Origin of the sequence: Mucilaginibacter sp. 14171R-50 (genome assembly GCF_010093045.1) — a bacterium.
Classification (GTDB): domain Bacteria; phylum Bacteroidota; class Bacteroidia; order Sphingobacteriales; family Sphingobacteriaceae; genus Mucilaginibacter.
This window is the reverse complement of sequence record NZ_CP048115.1, coordinates 3493891-3512824: the sequence shown is the minus strand read 5'-3', so window position 1 is coordinate 3512824 and position 18934 is coordinate 3493891. Positions and strand designations below refer to the sequence as shown.

General features: G+C 43.8%; 17 protein-coding genes. 11 read left to right on the top strand and 6 right to left on the bottom strand.

Annotated features, from left to right (window positions below; genetic code table 11):
- The first annotated feature begins 7 nt into the window (after positions 1-7).
- The 4 genes from GWR56_RS15950 (at position 8) to smc (ending at position 5511) form a co-directional block, all read left to right on the top strand.
- On the top strand, positions 8-319 hold the full coding sequence (locus tag GWR56_RS15950) for a hypothetical protein (RefSeq protein WP_162432211.1): 312 nt from the start codon (positions 8-10) through the stop codon (positions 317-319).
- On the top strand, positions 301-963 hold the full coding sequence (locus GWR56_RS15945) for an ATP-binding cassette domain-containing protein (RefSeq protein ID WP_162432210.1): 663 nt from the start codon (positions 301-303) through the stop codon (positions 961-963). Before GWR56_RS15950 ends, GWR56_RS15945 begins: the two co-directional genes overlap by 19 nt.
- A gap of 12 nt (positions 964-975) precedes the next feature.
- On the top strand, positions 976-1770 hold the full coding sequence (locus GWR56_RS15940; protein ID WP_162432209.1) for a PhzF family phenazine biosynthesis protein: 795 nt from the start codon (positions 976-978) through the stop codon (positions 1768-1770).
- Positions 1771-1968: 198 nt separating this feature from the next.
- Positions 1969-5511 carry a chromosome segregation protein SMC gene (gene smc / locus GWR56_RS15935; protein WP_162432208.1) on the top strand — a complete coding sequence of 1181 codons (3543 nt, stop codon included), beginning with the start codon at positions 1969-1971 and terminating at the stop codon, positions 5509-5511.
- A gap of 65 nt (positions 5512-5576) precedes the next feature.
- Here smc and GWR56_RS15930 read toward each other — a convergent pair whose 3' ends face one another.
- The 4 genes from GWR56_RS15930 to GWR56_RS15915 are packed head-to-tail and all read right to left on the bottom strand — an operon-like array spanning position 5577 to position 8765.
- Positions 5577-7148 carry a S41 family peptidase gene (locus GWR56_RS15930; RefSeq protein ID WP_162432207.1) on the bottom strand — a complete coding sequence of 524 codons (1572 nt, stop codon included), beginning with the start codon at positions 7146-7148 and terminating at the stop codon, positions 5577-5579.
- 59 nt (positions 7149-7207) lie between these two features.
- The gene (locus GWR56_RS15925; RefSeq protein WP_162432206.1) at positions 7208-7828 is read right to left on the bottom strand and encodes an HAD family hydrolase; all 621 of its coding nucleotides are present in this window, start codon (positions 7826-7828) and stop codon (positions 7208-7210) included.
- Entirely contained in the window at positions 7809-8105 is a 297-nt protein-coding gene (locus GWR56_RS15920) for a hypothetical protein (RefSeq protein WP_162432205.1), read from the bottom strand. The genes GWR56_RS15925 and GWR56_RS15920 overlap by 20 nt, the downstream gene beginning before the upstream one ends.
- Positions 8106-8765, bottom strand: coding sequence for an ABC transporter ATP-binding protein (locus tag GWR56_RS15915; protein WP_162432204.1), 660 nt, complete (start codon positions 8763-8765; stop codon positions 8106-8108).
- Positions 8766-8946: 181 nt separating this feature from the next.
- Here GWR56_RS15915 and sucC point away from each other — a divergent pair, with 181 nt between their 5' ends.
- From sucC to nhaA, 4 genes are all read left to right on the top strand, one after another.
- Entirely contained in the window at positions 8947-10140 is a 1194-nt protein-coding gene (gene sucC / locus GWR56_RS15910) for an ADP-forming succinate--CoA ligase subunit beta (RefSeq protein ID WP_162432203.1), read from the top strand.
- 225 nt (positions 10141-10365) lie between these two features.
- On the top strand, positions 10366-10896 hold the full coding sequence (locus tag GWR56_RS15905; protein ID WP_162432202.1) for a YceI family protein: 531 nt from the start codon (positions 10366-10368) through the stop codon (positions 10894-10896).
- A gap of 120 nt (positions 10897-11016) precedes the next feature.
- Entirely contained in the window at positions 11017-11637 is a 621-nt protein-coding gene (locus GWR56_RS15900) for an L-threonylcarbamoyladenylate synthase (protein WP_162432201.1), read from the top strand.
- Positions 11638-11678: 41 nt separating this feature from the next.
- Positions 11679-12833, top strand: coding sequence for a Na+/H+ antiporter NhaA (gene nhaA / locus GWR56_RS15895; RefSeq protein ID WP_370463779.1), 1155 nt, complete (start codon positions 11679-11681; stop codon positions 12831-12833).
- A gap of 71 nt (positions 12834-12904) precedes the next feature.
- Here nhaA and trpA read toward each other — a convergent pair whose 3' ends face one another.
- Positions 12905-13675 carry a tryptophan synthase subunit alpha gene (gene trpA / locus GWR56_RS15890; protein WP_162433226.1) on the bottom strand — a complete coding sequence of 257 codons (771 nt, stop codon included), beginning with the start codon at positions 13673-13675 and terminating at the stop codon, positions 12905-12907.
- A 232-nt stretch (positions 13676-13907) separates the two neighbouring features.
- Between trpA and GWR56_RS15885 the strand changes: the two genes are divergently transcribed.
- From GWR56_RS15885 to lepB, 3 genes are all read left to right on the top strand, one after another.
- Positions 13908-15404: a sodium:solute symporter gene (locus tag GWR56_RS15885; RefSeq protein WP_162432200.1), complete on the top strand. Its 1497-nt coding sequence runs from the start codon at positions 13908-13910 to the stop codon at positions 15402-15404.
- A gap of 93 nt (positions 15405-15497) precedes the next feature.
- Positions 15498-16205 carry a TIGR00730 family Rossman fold protein gene (locus GWR56_RS15880; protein ID WP_162432199.1) on the top strand — a complete coding sequence of 236 codons (708 nt, stop codon included), beginning with the start codon at positions 15498-15500 and terminating at the stop codon, positions 16203-16205.
- 45 nt (positions 16206-16250) lie between these two features.
- A complete protein-coding gene (lepB, locus tag GWR56_RS15875; protein WP_162432198.1) occupies positions 16251-16916 on the top strand; it encodes a signal peptidase I in 666 nt (221 codons plus the stop codon).
- Positions 16917-16975: 59 nt separating this feature from the next.
- On the opposite strand, the gene GWR56_RS15870 is transcribed toward lepB, so the two are convergent.
- On the bottom strand, positions 16976-18931 hold the full coding sequence (locus GWR56_RS15870) for a TlpA disulfide reductase family protein (protein ID WP_162432197.1): 1956 nt from the start codon (positions 18929-18931) through the stop codon (positions 16976-16978).
- Positions 18932-18934 lie beyond the last annotated feature (3 nt).

Sequence of the window (18934 nt, the reverse complement as noted above, 5' to 3'; positions counted from 1 at the left end):
TCAATCCATGCAACGCCTAACTACCCTCACTATTCAATATTACCGCTCGCTGCTGCTTTATAATATAACCTTTACTTTTTTGTGTATAGTTTTAGTTGCCTTTGGCGCAGGCATCAACCTGGTGAGTATTTTCTTTTCAAAGATCATCGGTTTTTTATCCGCGGCAGGGCTGCATTATTACTCATCGGCCAATACATACTTTTATTATCGCAATGCGGGTATAACCATCAGAAGATTATATTTTTATGCCTTTTTGGTTGATCTTGCAGCATTTACATTAATCGCCCTTTTAATTAACCTATGCAGCCGCTTGTTTTAAAGGTTGATAGCGTTCAGCTGCAGTTTGATAACCGCAAAATATTGCAGGACATTTACCTTGAATGCCGGCAAGGCCAGGTGATTGGTTTATTAGGCAGAAACGGCAGCGGTAAATCATCATTGCTACGGGTTATTTTCGGTACCCTGCAGGCTTCGTATAAATATGTAAGTATTGATAACAACTTTATTTATAAAGGGTATCATAACAACCGCATAGCCTATTTACCGCAGCATGGTTATTTACCGGCTCACATACAAATAAGCAAACTTGCCAGAATGCTGGTGGACGAACAGGCCTGGGATGAGTTTGCCGCCTTAGAAATATACCGGCAACATTCGCATAAAACAGCGACGCAATTGTCCGGCGGCGAACTGCGCCAATTGGAGATGCTGATGATCATGCATAGCCGCGCCGATTTTATATTGTTAGATGAACCTTTTACCCATATATCACCCATTCAGGCCGACGAATTTAAACCCGTTATACGCAATTGCGCCAAACGTAAGGGCATCATTTTAACCGATCATCAATATTATAATATTTTAGAGGTTAGTGATAAAGTGATCTTATTGAATAACGGCTGCACAAAACACATCACCAATAATGATGAATTGGTTACTTACGGCTATCTTAGCGGTAAATAATACTTTATCACCATGACCATCCCTATTTTCCAGGCCGATGCCTTTACCGATAAAATGTTTGGCGGCAACCCGGCCGCAGTTTGTCCGCTGGATGAGTGGCTGCCCGACGAAACGATGCAGAAGATTGCCCTGGAGAACAACCTGGCCGAAACTGCTTTTTTCGTAAAGAACGCTACCGGCTATCTGCTGCGCTGGTTTACTCCCGAACTGGAGATCGACCTTTGCGGCCACGCCACCCTGGCATCCGCACATATATTATTCACGGAACTTGGTTATGAGAGCGATACCATTTATTTTGATACGGTAAAAGCTGGCACGCTCGTAGTAAAACGCGAGGGCGATAGATACTTGATGGATTTCCCGTCACGGCCTCCGTTTGCGGCTGATAAGCCGGAAGGCCTGATTGAAGCCCTTGGCGGTAAAAAACCAAAAGAAATACTGCGCAGCCGTGATTATTTTCTGGTTTACGATAACGAAGATGATGTTTTGGACATTAAGCCCGACCACTTTGCACTATCTAAAATTGATACGCTGGGTGTTATTGTAACGGCGCCAGGCAAGGATGTAGATTTTGTGTCGCGTTTCTTCGCACCGGGCGCAGGTTTACTCGAAGACCCGGTTACCGGGTCGGCACATTGCAACCTGATACCATACTGGGCCGGCAAACTGGGTAAAAACACATTACATGCTTACCAAATAAGCGCCCGCAAAGGCGAGCTTTGGTGCGAATTAAAAGGCGACCGCGTTGTAATGGCAGGCAAGGCGGTTACTTATTTAAGAGGCGAGATAAGCCCCCCAACCCCCTGAAGGGGGAGTTTTAAAAAAAAACTATATTAGGCTCCCCTTTAAGGGTTGGAGGGGCCTACTTTTCCACATTTAAATGTTATTAACTCTCTTATAATCGGCCTTTAAAATTTGCTTACAAGACGTATCTTTCGGGTTCAATTGCGGCAACGATATATTAAAACTTACAGATCATTCATCGTTGGCAATTTACGATAGCAAATGCAACTTACCAGGTTAGAAATCAAGGGTTTCAAGAGTTTCGGAGATAAGATCACCATTAATTTTAATGAGGGTGTTACCGCTATTGTTGGGCCAAATGGTTGTGGTAAAAGCAATGTTGTCGATTCGATACGCTGGGTATTGGGCGAGCAAAGTACCCGTGCGCTGCGGTCCGAAAAAATGGATAATATCATTTTTAACGGCACTAAAAGCCGCAAGGCAGCCAACCTGGCCGAGGTATCGTTAACCTTTGATAATACCAAAAATGTACTCCCTACCGATTATTCGCAGGTTACCCTAACACGCAGGCTGTACCGCACCGGCGAAAGTGAGTACCGCCTTAACGATGTACAGTGCCGCTTAAAAGATATTACTGATCTTTTTTTAGACACCGGTATAGGCGCAGATTCGTACGCCATCATTGAGTTAAAGATGATTGACGAGATCATCAACAACAAGGAAGGATCGCGCCGTAATTTATTTGAGGAAGCTTCAGGTATTTCTAAATATAAGCTCCGTAAAAAGCAAACTTTCAATAAGTTAAAAGATACAGAAGCCGATCTGGAGCGCGTTGAAGACCTGCTGTTTGAGATAGAGAAGAACTTAAAAACGCTTGAGAACCAGGCTAAAAAAACCGAGCGCTACTACAAGCTTCGCGACCAGTATAAAACGCTGAGCATTGCGCTGGCATCGTTCCGCATAGCAAATTTCAGCAGGTCGCTTGCCGAAATTGAAGAGAAGGAACAGGTACAGCGGGAAGAAAAGGCAGGCATTGCTACGCAGATAGATAAGCTGGAAGCAGCTTTACAGCAAAGCAAGCTGGATAGCCTTACCAAAGAGAAGAACCTTGCCGCACAGCAAAAGGCCAGCAACGAGTTTACGGCTAAGATACGTGCCTACGAGAGCGAAAAACGGGTAAAGAACGAGCAGTTGAAGAACGCACAGGATAAAGAGAGCCGTTTAAAGGACGAACTTGAGCGTGATAATAACCAGTTTAAGCACGTACAGTATAATATAAAGCGGCTGAACGAAGAAAAACTGCAGGAAGAAGAGAATCTGCACATCATTACCCAGCGCTTGGCAGAGTTGAAAGAGGCTGTTGACGAGCTGCGCGCGCAGCAAACCGAAGCGCGTAATGAACTGAACGAGCTGAACAGCATAAACGGCCGCCTGCAAAACCAGGTATACAAGGCCGAAAAAGACATCGATATCCTGAATATACAACAACAGGCGCTTGAGCAGGAAAGCCAGCGCAATATGGAGGATACCACCAATAAAGAAGCCGAGCTATCGCACTTTAATAAAGTGGTTGCCGAACTGGAGGGCCGCGTTGAAACGCTAAAAAGCGAATATGAACTGGCTGTTGAAGCTGATAACAAATTGCAGCAACAGGTAGCCGAAACGGAAACCGAGCTTAAAACTGTCATAGACAGTATTGCTGCCGACGGCCGTAAACTGGACGCCAAACAAAACGAATATAACCTGACAAAAAGTTTGGTTGATAACCTGGAGGGGTTCCCGGAGAGTATCCGTTTTTTAAAAAAGAACACCAATTGGGCTAAAACCATTACCCTGTTCAGCGATATTTTATTTTGCAGGGAAGAATACCGCGTAGCTATCGAGAACTACCTGGAGCCGTTTATGAACCATTACGTAGTGAATACTTACAGCGAGGCCATTGCGGCTATTAACCTGTTAAGTAATTCGGCAAAGGGCCGGGCGCAGTTTTTTATTTTAGATAATTACGAAGCCACTAAGCAGGGCGATAAAACACTGGTAGATGATGCGGCCATCCCTGCCCTATCTGTTGTAGAGGTTGAGGAGCGCTACAAACCGTTATGCAACCATTTGTTAAAACAGGTTTACCTTGTTAACGACAATACCGAACAGGATATTAACGACATATTATTACCGGGTGATGTAGTGCTTATTGGTAAAAGCGGTAAGTTCACAAAATCTAAACACACCATGGCAGGCGGCTCGGTTGGTTTGTTTGAGGGCAAGCGTATAGGTCGCGCTAAAAACCTTGATAACCTGCTGAAAGAGATTAAGCAAGCGGAGAGCCGCATACAAAGCTTTAGAGCTAAAAGTGAGGAATTGCAGAGCCGTTTGGCAGCTTTAAAAGCATCAAACAAAACCAACGAACTAAGACAGCAGCAATACCAACTAAACCAGGTTAACACCGAACTTATCACCGTTAGAACCAAGCAGGAACAGTACCAGGCCTTTATTGAGAACAGCCTTAACCGCAAACAGGACATAGCCAATAAAGTGGCCGGTATAAAAAACGAGATACTTACACTGGGCCCGTTATTGATAGACCTGAAGGCGCAAAAGCAGGTACAGGCCGATATGCTGCTGGAAAAACAGCAGGCCTTTAACGAGCTTAATGAAATGGTTACGGTGCAATCTAACATCTACAACCAGGAGAATATCCGCTTTCACCAGCAGCAAAATAAGGTTTCGGGATTGGTAAAAGACCTTGAGTACCGCGAAACGCAGCTGGAGCACCTGGAAGTACGCATCCGCCAGAATAGCGCCGAACTTGAAAAGGTTAAAGCGCAGATCATGGAGAACCTGCAGCAAACCGGCGACAGCGATGAGAACCTGCTTGAAATGTATGAGCAGAAAGAGGCCCTTGAAAAAGGCACCGCCGAAGCTGAGCAGGAATATTACGCCTGGCGCGCCGGCATTACCGAAAGAGAGAACGAAGTTTCGAAGCTTCGGCAGAAAAAAGACCAGACCGAAGCTATTGAGAACGAGTTGAAAGATGAGCGCAACAATTTAAGATTGGAGCTTAGCGCGCTTAAAGAGCGGCTATCGGTAGAGTTTAATGTAGATATAAATGACCTGCTTGAAGCGGAAGATAATGAAGCCGGGGACGAAGAAGAAATACGCGAACGCACCGAAAAGCTAAAACGCCAGCTGGATGATTTTGGCGCTATAAACCCAATGGCGGTTGAGGCTTATAATGAAATGAGTGAGCGCCATACCTTCATCCAGGATCAAAAGAAAGACCTGGCCGAAGCAAAAGCATCGCTGCTGGCCACTATACAGGAAATTGATGATACGGCTAAAGAAAAATTCATGTCGGCCTTTATAATGGTCCGCGAAAACTTTATCAAGGTGTTTCGCTCGCTGTTTAACGAGGAAGATTCATGCGACCTGATACTGAGCAATCCCGAAGCTCCGCTCGAATCGGAGATTGATATTATCGCACGGCCTAAGGGTAAGCGCCCCCTTTCTATTAATCAGCTTTCGGGCGGCGAAAAAACGCTGACGGCCACGGCCATACTTTTCTCGCTTTACCTGTTAAAGCCGGCCCCCTTCTGCATATTTGACGAGGTTGATGCCCCGCTTGATGATACCAATATCGATAAGTTCAACAACATTATCCGCAAGTTCTCAAAAGAATCACAATTCATTATTATATCACACAACAAACGCACCATTGCGTGTACCGATATTATTTACGGTGTTACCATGGTAGAGCAAGGGATATCGCGGGTTGTACCTGTAGACCTTCGCGAACTGGCAGATTAAACGGAAATTTGTTTAACAAAAAAGCCGGAAGTTTAAACTCCCGGCTTTGACTGATAAAAGGCGAATTATTTTTTAGCCTTCGGATCATTAAGTATCATCCCTCTGAATTTTTTGCCTTCAACTTGAATACCAACCTCGCGGGACTGATCCACCGAAAAGGTTTTAAGCTGGTTAGCGCTTTGTATTCTTGTACCTGATATGGCGAAGGTGCCGTTTTTAACATAATTTATAGCGTATGCAAACAGCCCTTCTGCAGGGTCGCCGAAATCTTTGGTAACATCATCATTTGCAAGCTTGCCCGGATAAGTAGTACTTCCCGGTTTCATACCGGCGTAATAACCGCCGTTGCCACTGGCATTCTTAGTTTCAAATTGCGGTATGTACATTTGATATTTATTGATATCGATATCAAAGAAACCCACCGGTTTACCATATGAAGTTGTACCTATTAGCTTCACATCCATTTTTGGTATTAAATTGTTTATGGTAAGCTCGCTGGCTGATGCTGTAGAGCCGGTTACTATAAAAAATACGTGGCTTAGATTAAGTGTAGCGGGCACATCTGCTTTCGAAAAGCGTATCGTATTAGCGCTTGGTGTATAGTTAATGTCGAAATAGCTGTAAGTTTGGCCGTTATCGTCCTTACGTTTCTGATTTTTAAGGATGGTGGCCTTACCCTCAGTCATCATCTGGTTAAAATTATAGCTGAACATCACCGAGCCGTCGGCACTTGCAGGTGCAATTAAGTTGCTTAAATATTCGGCTGTCGACACGTAGCCGCCGCCGTTATACCGCAGGTCAACAACCAGGTCGGTTATGTTACTGCCGGCAAAGGTGTTAAAAGCAGTGTTAAGTCTTGGTACAGCATTCGCATCGGCTGTAAAACTGTTAAAGGCGATATAACCTACTTTTTTACCGCCGCCTGCATCAATAACCTTTGTAACCAAAACAGGGTTCACCGTGTAACTACCGGTTGACATGGCTGCCGTAAAGGTAGTGCCATCAGGTTTTTTTAAGGTAAGGGTAATGTCGTTCGACTGGCTGTAAGCCTTGATAAGGAAGTCAACATTAGTTCCGTTATCATAAGTAAGGCCCGAACCTGTACGGCCGTTTATGCCCACAATCTGGTAGCCTCTTTTTAACCCTTTTAGATCGGCCGGAGAGCCCGGGTAAACATATTTAACCCTGATGTCATCCTCACTTATCCATACCGGCGCAAAGCCAAAATCACCTTTTACGCCGCCTAACTCGCCTGATACGCTGCCATCGTCAATAAATGAGTATTTGGCGTAACCAGGTGCAGGCGTGTAATATTCGTACGGTTTACCGGTCTCGGGGTTTTTGCTGTATTGGGTCATCGCGTCAATTTCTGTTTGCAAAGCATCCAGATCGCTTGTGCCGCTAAAAGAGCGCGGCTTGAAAGTAGCGTAAGTAGGCAGCGAGGTGTTCCAGTAGTAGGTTTGTTGGGCATACAAAAATACGGAATCTTTGATCAGGTCGAGCGTAGAGCCTGTTTTAGATGGGCCATCAGTATTATCGCCGCCGCCATCGCCACCCGGAGTGATCTTCTTATCTTTTGAACAAGATGTGATAATTGTTACCGAAACAATTATAAATAAGTAAAATATTTTCTTCACAGTTTAAATTATTAGTTTGTGTTTTATTAACGAAGTTATTATTTATATATTATGTTAGTTTAATTTATTATTTCGCTGACGTTTACATAATCAATCCCGCAGGCTTCGGCACATAACCTGTCTGTCTCTGAACCTTCTATCATTATCAGGTCGCGTCGTTCCAAATTATGCTCTTTCATCAATAAATGTAATACGTCCGGTTCGGGTTTAGGCACGCTTTCTTCAGTAAAATAGCATGTTAAATACGGTTCTAAACCATGCCATTCAATTTGCCTGAGCTTATTTAGCTGTTGCTGCGCGGCACCGTTGGTAACTATAAAAAGCTTTTTACGGTCTAAAACCACTTCCTGCATAAAGCTAAGCATATTTTTATAAAGCAACAATTTTAGCGGCAGGCGCGATGTTAGCAGCATTATTTCCAGGTTTTTTCTGTACTTCTCATCTATATTTAACCTGGCGGCAATTTCATCAAACACTTTCCCCTCCCCTTTTTCATTATACGTATTTATCATTAACTCGGTTGTCCTGGCCGCGCTATTTAATTCGGTGTACTCCAACAGGTTGGCAAACAGGTAATAAATCTGGTAGTAATAATCTTTAGCCGGGTACAGCACATCGTCAAGTTCAAAGATAAACGCCTTTTTGCGCGGGTCTATGTCGTTATACGTTAAGGCTGCCATTTATAATATCTATGTTATATTCTTTAAACAGTTGTTCTGATAATAACAGCACGGCTGCTTCCTGAGGGTTTAACAAGTAAACAGCCTCGAAACCGTTATCAAGGCAAAGCGTTAGCATTTCGTGGGCGTAAGTATCTGTCGCGGGGTTTGGCAGTTTAAGCATCTGCATAAATGCCGGTAGCTCGTTGAAATCGCCTAATACAACTTCGTCATTGGGCAGGCTGCCTTTAAGCTTATGCGCCGCAGCCGATGTAGCGGAGGTAACAAGTATCTTCACTTATAAATTGTTTAAAATTAGCCCATCTTTCATTAATATGGTGCGGTCGCTCATGTCAGACAGGTCCTGGTTATGGGTTACAATGATAAAGGTTTGGTTAAAATCGTTACGCAGCTTAATAAACAGCTCGTGCAGTTCAAGCGCGTTTTTAGAATCGAGGTTACCTGAGGGTTCGTCGGCAAATATCAGCGCCGGATCGTTAATTAGCGCCCGCGCCACCGCCACACGCTGCTGCTCGCCGCCGGATAGTTCGGCTGGTTTGTGATGTATCCTGTCGCCCAGGCCAAGCATCTGTAATAGTTCAGTCGCTTTTTTTTCGGCATCGGCGCGTGACACACCCGCAATAAAAGCCGGGATGCAAACATTCTCGAGCGCGTTAAACTCTACCAGTAAATGATGAAACTGGAATATAAAACCTATCTTTTTGTTGCGAAAAGCGCTTAAGTTTTTATTATTGAGCTTACTAACTTCAACGTTATCGATAAATATCCGCCCCGAATCCGGGCTGTCCAAAGTCCCCAGTATATTAAGCAAGGAGCTTTTGCCCGCTCCTGACGCGCCTACTATGGTCACAATTTCGCCGCGCTTAACTTCCAGATCAACGCCTTTAAGGATATGAAGTTTGCCGTATGATTTATTTATAGATTGCGCTTTAAGCATGGGCGAATTTAGCGATTAGAGATTAGTTAATCAGCGATCGGCCGATTATTTTAACAGATATTTAGAAAGATCGTCGCTGATATTATTACAATATAATGGAGATAAATATTACAAATCTCTAATCTCCAACCTCTGATGTCTAAAAACAAAATAGTAGCTTTACCGCAAATTCTTCAAATACATGAACATTCACGAATATCAGGGCAAAGCGATCTTAAAAAGCTTTGGCGTACGAGTACAGGAGGGCATAGTTGCAGATACACCTGAAGAGGCTGTTGCTGCCGCTCAGAAAATGAAGGAAGACTTTGGGTCGGACTGGACAGTAATAAAAGCACAGATACACGCAGGTGGCCGCGGTAAAGGCGGTGGTGTTAAGCTGTCCAAGAATGCCGAACAGGTTAAAGAAATTGCAGGCAAAATTATCGGCATGCAACTGGTTACACCGCAAACCGGCCCCGAAGGTAAATTGGTAAAGAAAGTTTTGGTTGCACAGGATGTTTATTATCCGGGCGAAAGCGAAACAAAAGAGTTTTATATAAGCGTACTGCTCGACCGTGCTAAAGGACGTAATATCATTATGTACAGCACCGAAGGCGGTATGGATATCGAAGAGGTGGCGCACTCTACCCCGGAACTTATCCATAAGGAAGAAATTGACCCTAAGGTTGGTTTGCAGGGTTTCCAGGCCCGTAAGATAGCGTTTAACCTGGGCCTGTCGGGCGAGGCGTTTAAGGATATGGTAAAATTTGTCACTGCTTTATACAAAGCTTATGACGCTACCGACTCCTCTCAGTTTGAAATAAACCCGGTATTAAAAACATCTGATAACAAAATTTTAGCGGTTGATGCCAAGGTTAATCTTGATGATAACGCGTTGTTCCGCCACCCGGATTACGCTGCCCTGCGCGATACCGACGAAGAAGACCCTACCGAGGTTGAAGCAAGCAAAAGCAACCTTAATTATGTAAAACTTGATGGTAACGTAGGCTGTATGGTTAACGGTGCCGGTTTGGCAATGGCAACCATGGATATCATTAAACTTGCAGGCGGTGAACCTGCCAACTTCCTTGACGTAGGTGGTACCGCCAACGCGCAAACAGTGAAAGCCGGTTTTAACATTATCCTTTCAGACCCTAATGTTAAGGCTATTCTGATCAATATATTTGGCGGCATTGTACGCTGCGATCGTGTTGCACAGGGCGTAATTGATGCTTATAAAGAGATAGGCAATATCCCGGTTCCAATTATTGTACGCTTACAGGGTACTAATGCCAAAGAAGCAAAGGAACTTATCGATAATTCGGGCCTGCAGGTTTATTCAGCTATTTTGCTGAAAGAAGCTGCCGACCGCGTTAAAGAAGTTTTAGCGCTATAAGTTAGAGATTTGAGAACAGAGGTTAACGATCGGTTAACCTTAAAAATATAAGGGAGCCGAATTGGCTCCCTTTTTTGGTACTTAATATTTTTTTAAACATTCCCCTATCCTGATAGTTAAATCTCTATATGTCTGTAAATTGTAATACTTCAATATAACAATACATGTTTAAACATATATTATTATATTTGTGTTATAATCAAGAAAAAACAAAAACTAAACATCATGGCAACAACTAAATGGGTATTAGACCCAACACACTCAGAAGTACAATTTAAAGTAAAACACCTTGTAATATCTACCGTAACCGGCTCTTTTAAAACCTTTGAAGGTTCGTTAGAGACTGATAACGAAGACTTTACGGATGCTAAAGTTGAGTTTTCGTTAGATGTGGATAGTATTGACACCACTCAATCGCAACGCGATGAGCACTTAAAAAGCGCAGACTTTTTTGATGCGGCTACCCATCCTAAAATTACCTTTAAATCTACATCGTTCACTAAGGATGGTGATGATTATAAATTAAACGGACTTTTGACCATAAAAGATGTGACTAAACCTATAACACTTAATGTTGAGCATGGTGGCATAGCAGGTGACTTTTATGGCAACACCAAAGCGGGTTTTGAAGTGAGCGGCAAAATAAACCGTAAAGAGTTCGGCCTTACCTGGGACGGCGTAACCGAAGCAGGTTCTATTGTTGTAGGCGAAGACATTAAATTGATAGCAAACGTGCAGTTTGCAAAACAAGCGTAAAATATTATCAGTGATTGGTTGATCAGAGATTAGTTGCTGACATCGTGAAAAAAGCCATTCGTTTAAACGGGTGGCTTTTTCTTTTTAAAACTATTTGTCTGTTATATTTGCTTTACACTTATGTTAATCAAGATCTACCCGGAAAACCCAAACGAAAAAGCAATAGAACAGGCCGTTGATGTATTGCGCAAAGGGGGCATTATCATCTACCCTACCGATACCGTTTATGGGCTTGGGTGCGATATTACCAACCAAAAGGCTATTGAGCGGATCTGTAAGATCAGGAACATCAAACCCGAAAAAGCAAACTTCTCATTTATCTGTTACGACCTTAGCCACATATCAGATTATATAAAACCCATTGATAACGCAACCTTCAGGGTGTTGAAAAAAGCGCTGCCGGGTCCGTTCACTTTTATATTTAACGCAAGCCACGCGGTGCCCAAGCTTTTAAGCAGCAATAAAAAAACGGTAGGTATACGTGTACCTGATAATAACATTGCCCGCGAAATTGTGAAGGCATTGGGCAACCCTATCCTTTCCACATCAATACATGATGAAGACGATATCATTGAATATTCTACCGACCCCGAACTGATACATGAAAAGTACGAGGATATGGTAGATCTTGTTATTGATGGCGGCTATGGCGACAATATACCCTCGACGGTGATAGACTGCACATCGGGCGAGTTTGAGGTTATTCGCGAAGGCAAAGGCGACCTGCAAGAATATTTATAACCTTATATTTGCCGCATTACATGTAATCTACTCAACACATTTTGATCAGTAACCTTAAACAATTTGCCGAATTTATACGCTCTTACGCCACAGGTGGTGCTATTCTTATTGCCTGTGTAATTATATCGCTTGCTATTGCCAACACCGGGTTTAACGATAGCTTCAGCAATTTGCTTAGCATCCAGCTTGGCCCCTACACCTCATTGGCCTGGATAAACGATGGATTAATGGCCATATTTTTTTTGCTGGTTGGGCTGGAGATAAAAGACGAAGTTTTAAACGGCGAATTATCCGACAGGCATTCGGCCACACTACCCGTGTTTGCAGCCATTGGCGGTATGCTTGTACCAGCCGGCATCTATGCGCTTGTAAACCTGAACACGGCAACATCCGCCGGCTGGGGTATCCCTATGGCTACTGATATTGCCTTTGTAGTGGCAATTATCAGCGTTATAAAATCACGCGTACCGCAGTCCTTACAGGTATTTATAAAAGCATTGGCTATAGTCGACGATCTGGGGGCTATACTGGTTATCGCTATATTTTATTCGGCCGGCCTGCACACCACCTATTTGCTGTTAGCGTTAGCGATGTTTATAATGCAGCTGCTATTTAACCGCTTTAACGTGCGTTACATAGCGGCATATCTTATACCCGGCGCGTTTATGTGGTATTTTATCCATCATAGCGGTATACACGCTACTGTTGCGGGGGTGCTTACAGCAATGGCTATCCCGCATAGTGTAAAACGGAATTACTCGCCCCTAAAAAAACTCATCCACCTGCTCGAAAACCCGGTGAATTTTATCATCATCCCCATATTTGCGTTAGCAAATTCAAACATCAACATTACGGAAAGCCTGTCTATGGGTAACATCATCAATCCGTTGTCGGCTGGAATACTTTTTGGTTTGCTGTTAGGAAAGCCAATAGGCATCACGTTATTTAGCTGGCTGGCTGTAAAGCTCAAACTATCAAAACTTGCCCCGGGCGTAAAATGGGCGCAGGTATGGGGTATTGGTCAACTGGCGGGGATAGGCTTCACTATGTCGATATTTATGGCGCTGCTTTCATTTGCAGATACCGCACTGCAAGGCCAGGCTAAGTTTACCATATTAATTACCTCTTTGTTGGCGGCAACAATGGGTTATGTTGTTATGCTTCAGATCAGAAACAAAACCGGGCGAAAGGCGTAAAGACGCAATAGCTTGCGTCTTTTTGGAATATTTCAATTAGTCGCGAAGTATCACCTTTCTACGGCAAATATTCAGGATTTAATACTGCTGATAAACGCCTGGATCTTCTGCATGTAACCATCCTGCCCAAGCAATTTTACAAAAGCGCTGCCAACAATGGCCCCGTTTGCATATTCGCAGGCTTTGCTGAACGATCGGTTATCTGAGATGCCAAAACCGATAATGGTCGGATTCTTCAGTTCCATCGCCTTAATGCGACTGTAATACCCTTCAATACTATCAGTAAGCTGCAGGTTACCGCCTGTTATAGATGATGATGAAAGTAAATAAATAAAGCTATTGCTCAATTCGTCTATCTTGCGTATCCGCTCGGCCGATGTTTGCGGCGTTACCAGGAAGATGTTGCTCAGCCCATTGTCTTCAAAGTGGTTGCTGTACAGCATTTCGTACTCGTACATCGGCAGGTCTGGCACTATTACACCGTCTACCCCTGCTTTGGCTGCGGCTTTGCAAAACCGTTCAACGCCGTATTGCACAATGGGGTTAACATAACCCATTAACAAAACCGGCATGGTTACACGGCTGCGCAGTTGTTTTAGCTGCTCAAACAACACGTTCAAATTCATGCCGTTATCTAACGCCGTTTGCGAACTGTGCTGAATGGTAGGCCCGTCGGCAACCGGGTCTGAATATGGGAAACCTATCTCCAGAAAATCCGCGCCGGCTTTCTCCAATGCTTCCGCTATATCAACCGTCGTGTTCAGTTCAGGGTAGCCGGCTGTAAAATATATAGAAAGCAGGTTGTCTTTTTTTGTGGCAAAAAGCTGGTTCAAGCGGTTCATCGGCGAAATAGTGTTATCCATGTTGCTTGCAAAAGTATTGTTTATTAATGTTTTTACCACGGCGTGTGCAGAGTTTTTTCACTCAGATAGCAAGCTCATTTAACAGTTGTTGATTCTATATATATGTTGGTCCGTCGGAGGTAATAAACCTTATACAACCAAATAATTTTGTTTTGCTGATAACTAACCTCTACTTTAGAGCGGTTTGTTTGATACCTGTAAAAACTAAATTATGTCTCCCGGAATACTACTTTCGTTTATAATAGGCTACTTTTTGGTGTTAATGGTGATTTCTTACCTCACCTCCAGGAAATCGTCTGATAACGACACCTTTTTTGTGGCCAACCGCAACTCTAAATGGTACCTGGTAGCGTTTGGGATGATAGGAACCGCCCTTAGCGGTGTAACGTTCATATCGGTACCCGGCAAAGTTGGCGCCCCAAGTGGCGACCAATTTGCATATTTTCAGTTTGTGCTGGGTAACGCGGCAGGGTTTATTGTTATTGCCACGGTATTGCTTCCGCTATACTACCGTATGAAGCTCACATCAATTTACAGCTACATAGAGCATACTTTAGGTACCTGGAGCTATAAAACCGCAGCGGGCATATTTTTGTTGAGCCGCACTATCGGCTCTGCGTTCAGGCTTTACCTGGTGGTAATTGTGTTACAAAAGTTCATCTTCGATAGCTACGGCGTGCCATTTGCAGCTACGGTGCTGATATGTTTAGTGCTCATCTGGTCTTACACGTTCAAAGGCGGCTTAAAAACCATTATCATAACCGATAGCCTGCAAACTCTGTTCCTGGTATCATCGGTATTCCTGTCAATCTATTTCATTTGCCGCAGCCTTGATTACAGCCTGTTTGAAGCTGCAGACGCGATAAAAAACAGCAGCTATTCTAAAATATTTTTCTTTAACGATTTCCTGAGCAGCCACTTAAATTTTAGCAAAGAGTTTTTAGGCGGGTTGTTTATTACCGTAGGCATGACCGGCCTTGACCAGGACCTGATGCAGAAAAACCTGAGCCTTAAAAACATTAAAGAAGCGCAAAAAAACATGTTCAGTTTTACAGGCGTGTTTGTGGTTATCAATATCTTTTTTTTAAGCGTAGGCGCTTTGCTTTACCTGTATGCCCAGCGCAACGGCATCTCGGTAGAAAAAACCGATTACCTGTACCCCACTATCGCGCTAAAATATCTGGGCATTATACCGGCTATGGTTTTCATGCTTGGTTTAACCGCCGCTACATTTGCCACAACCGATTCGGCACTAACAGCGCTAACTACCTCTTTTTGTGTCGACTTTTTAAACTTTAACAAGCGTGGCGATACGAACAGTAAAAAAATGGTGAACGTTCGGCATTACGTGCATGTGGCATTCTCGGGACTAATGTTCCTAACTATTATCCTGTTTAACGCTTTAAATAACGATGCGGTGGTAACGGCTATTTTCAAGGTCGCCTCGTACACTTACGGGCCGCTGCTGGGGTTATACAGCTTTGGGTTGTTTATGAGCCGCAGGCAGGTTGCAGACAAGTTGGTACCATTTATTTGCCTCATATCCCCGGCGGTGTGTTACTTCCTGAGTACCGAATCAAAAAACCTATTGGGCGGCTATGTATTTGACAACGAGTTGATCATTGTAAACGGGCTCATTACCTTTATTGGCCTGTGGCTCACCTCGCATGCAAAAGTCGGGAAGACCATAAGTGCGAAAGCAGCATAAAGGCACCTTGTAAAACCTTAAGGAAAATTTATTGTAATATCTATCATACTACCGGACTTACTGACTTACGGTCTTCCGGACTAATCTACTATCATGACTGGTGAAGAAAAAATAAGACAAGCATTCGAGAACAAGAACTGGCAGGAAATAAAAGTTACTGACTCCTGGCAGATATTTAAAATTATGGCCGAATTTGTTGACGGCTTTGAGAAACTGGCCAAGATAGGCCCCTGTGTATCTATTTTTGGGTCGGCACGTACCAAAACCGACAACCCTTACTACAAACTGGCCGAAGATACCGCCCGTTTACTTACCGAGCGCGGCTACGGTGTTATATCGGGTGGCGGCCCCGGTATTATGGAAGCGGCCAACAAAGGCGCCTACGAGGCGGGCGGTAAATCTGTAGGGTTAAATATCGAGTTGCCTTTTGAACAATTCCATAACAAATATATCGACAGGGATAAGATCCTGGAATTTGACTACTTCTTTATCCGTAAGGTAATGTTCATGAAGTATTCGCAAGGGTTTATTGTTTTACCGGGTGGGTTTGGCACCATGGACGAATCATTTGAAGCGATAACACTGATACAAACCGGCAAGATAGCCCGGTTCCCGATAGTTTTTGTGGGTGTTGACTATTGGAGCGGCCTGTTTAAATGGGTAGAGGAACGTATGCTTAAAGAAGAACACAACATCAGCGCAGAGGACTTGAACCTTTACCGCGTGGTAGATACTGCTGAAGAAGCTACAGAGCATATTTTCCGTTTCTACGACAAGTATGTGTTAAAGCCGAACTTTTAATAGAATCCCCGCCCGGCATCAACGGAATTTTATTAAATTAAGTGCATGAAAAAATCACTGACCGCTGTAGCGGTTATAGCTTTTGTACTGGTATGTTTATGGTATTTATTAAAGGTTACTTACGTGTTTGCGGTATACAAGGTACCCACCGATGCCAATAAACCCGCTATTAAACCCGGTGATGTTATCTACGCGTCGCGGCTTGCAGAGCCGGGCCTAAACAAATTTTTGTGTTTCCAAAAGCCGGGCATTCCGTTATCAATATTCAGGTGCGTGGGCTTGCCTAATGACGTGATCGAAATAAAAACGGGAATTGTATATAAGAACGGGCAACCTTTGGACGAGCCTTGGGTGTGGAACGAATACCTGATAAATAAGGCAACGCTGAATAGCATTATAGGTTACGTGACCGTTAATGGCCATGACCTGTACACGGTAAATGACAGCACCGCGAGCGTTGCTATATCTAAAAATGATTTACGCGAACTTAAGCTGAACCTGCAGCGGCGGGTTACAGCAAAAGATTCTGTTAATGAAATGATCTCGAAGGCATACCCTGGCACTCATTATAACGAAGATAATTTTGGGCCGGTAAAAATACCCGCTAACAGTTATTTTGTACTTGGTGATGACAGGCACAACGCGGCCGACTCCCGGTATATCGGTTTTATAAATAAGGATGAAATAAAGGCAACGGTTATTAATAAGTAACCGGCATAAAAAAGGCCCTTCTGACGAGGAAGGGCCTTCATGTCTTATAATAAATTCTATTATTTCACCATAGATACTTTTGGCGCGCTGGCAACCGCGTCAGGGTTGGTGGTCATCTCAACCATGTCTGTAACTTCGTCCAGCACCGCCTCGGATGAGCCCGAATAACCCACGTATTTAAAGCGGATATTGCCGTCTTTGTCAATTACAAATTTGGTAGGTATGCCGCTTACATTAAACTGAGTTACCACTTTGGCCTGGCGGCCCTGCTCGTTCTTTTCGTCTATCAAAACGTGGAAGGTATATTTGTTATCAGCAATGAACTTTTTAACTCCGGGCAGATAATTATCGCCGTTTTCCCAGGTATCAATAAACAGGAACTTTACGTTGGGGTTGTCTTTAAATTTGTTAACTGCCATTTGCATACCGGGGAACGATGCTTTACAAGGCCCGCACCAGGTTGCCCAAAAATCCACAACTACTACTTTGCCTTTAAGGCTTGCCAGCGATACCTCTTTCCCATCAAAATCCTTCAACGCGAAGGCCGGCGCAGGCGTATTGATCATTTGCTTGGCCAGTTTTTCTCTTGCAATAGCCGATTTTTGCTTATCCAAACCGGCCAAATAATCGGCATAGCCGGCATCGCTTCCTTTTACTTTGGCGTAGGCTGTAGCCAATTGGTTTTTCAAACCTTCCGAGCTTTTGCCGGCAACAATAGATTTTTCGGCAACTTCTTTTGCTTTGGCGTATTGCCCGTTTGCGTTTAGTATCATGGCATAATGCTCATTAATTTCAGCATCCTGGTATGCCATGCCCTCATAAACCGCACTTTGGTATTTTAACGCTTCGGGGAATTTACCCTGTTTGTATAAAATGAACGCGTAGGTATCGGCATTGTTCCGGTAGGTTGCGCGGTTATTATCGCTCATTTGCTTAGCCGTCATATACATACCGCTGCCGCCATTTTTCAGGTCTGCGTCTAAAATATCTAAAGATTGTTTTGAAAATGCCGCCGCTTCGTCCAGGTGCTCGCCTTTTTCGGCCATGTTCCAGGCAACATTATTCAGTGCCATAGCCAACGGCGCCTTATTTTTAACCTTTGCCGCCCACTCGTTATATTTTGCGGTATTATTTGCGTTTAGATATGCAGATGCGATTTGTGACCTTATATTGTCAAGCGTTGCAGCGCTTTTATCGTTCTCAGGATACTTGGCCAGGTAAGCATTATAAAGCGCTTCCTTTTTTACCGCATCCCGTTCTTCATTAATCGCCATCCGCGCCGCATTTTGGGCAGCTTCTCCGTTCGGAAATTTCGCGGTAATAACAGCGGTCAATGAGTCGGCCGAACTCTTTTTCCTGAGCATGCTGTAAAGGCTCGAAGCCATCATCATATCTTTTTCCTTGCCGCTGTTCGACCATGCCGCCAATTTATTCTTAACCAGCTCCTGGCTTGCCGGGTCTTTCATGCCGGCAATCATTGCCATATAGTTCAGACCGTAGTCCTGTTCGCTTTGGGGGTATAATTCAAACTCTTTCTTATACAGGTCAATGGCCATTGGGGCGTCGGTTTTTAGCTTGGTAAAGTAATTACCCATCCCGCTGCCTAAAGTATAGGCTTTCATGGCGTAAGCACCAGCAACCGGTTTATTATCACTGTCGTAAACCATATACACGTATCCCTTTTCAACATTATCATCAATAGCGTCACCGCTGCTGAGCTTAAAAAACAATGTTTTTGTATCTGCCGGTACGGTAAACTCGCCTTTTAGTTCCTGGCCTGCTTTAGTCAGGTTAACTTCTGCGGCGTTATTCTTTTTATTGTCTAAAAAGTAAATAACAGCATTTACATCTTGCTTCCCGTCAAGCGGTGTGCCAGCGGGGTTATAAGTAAAACTTACCTTCTGCCCTACTGATGGTGTTTCATCAGATAATTTGAGGTGGCCTGCGGTTTGCGCAAACGCACCATGCATAAGCAACGCACAGGGTAATGTTAAAAAAAGTTTAAGTGTTTTCATGGT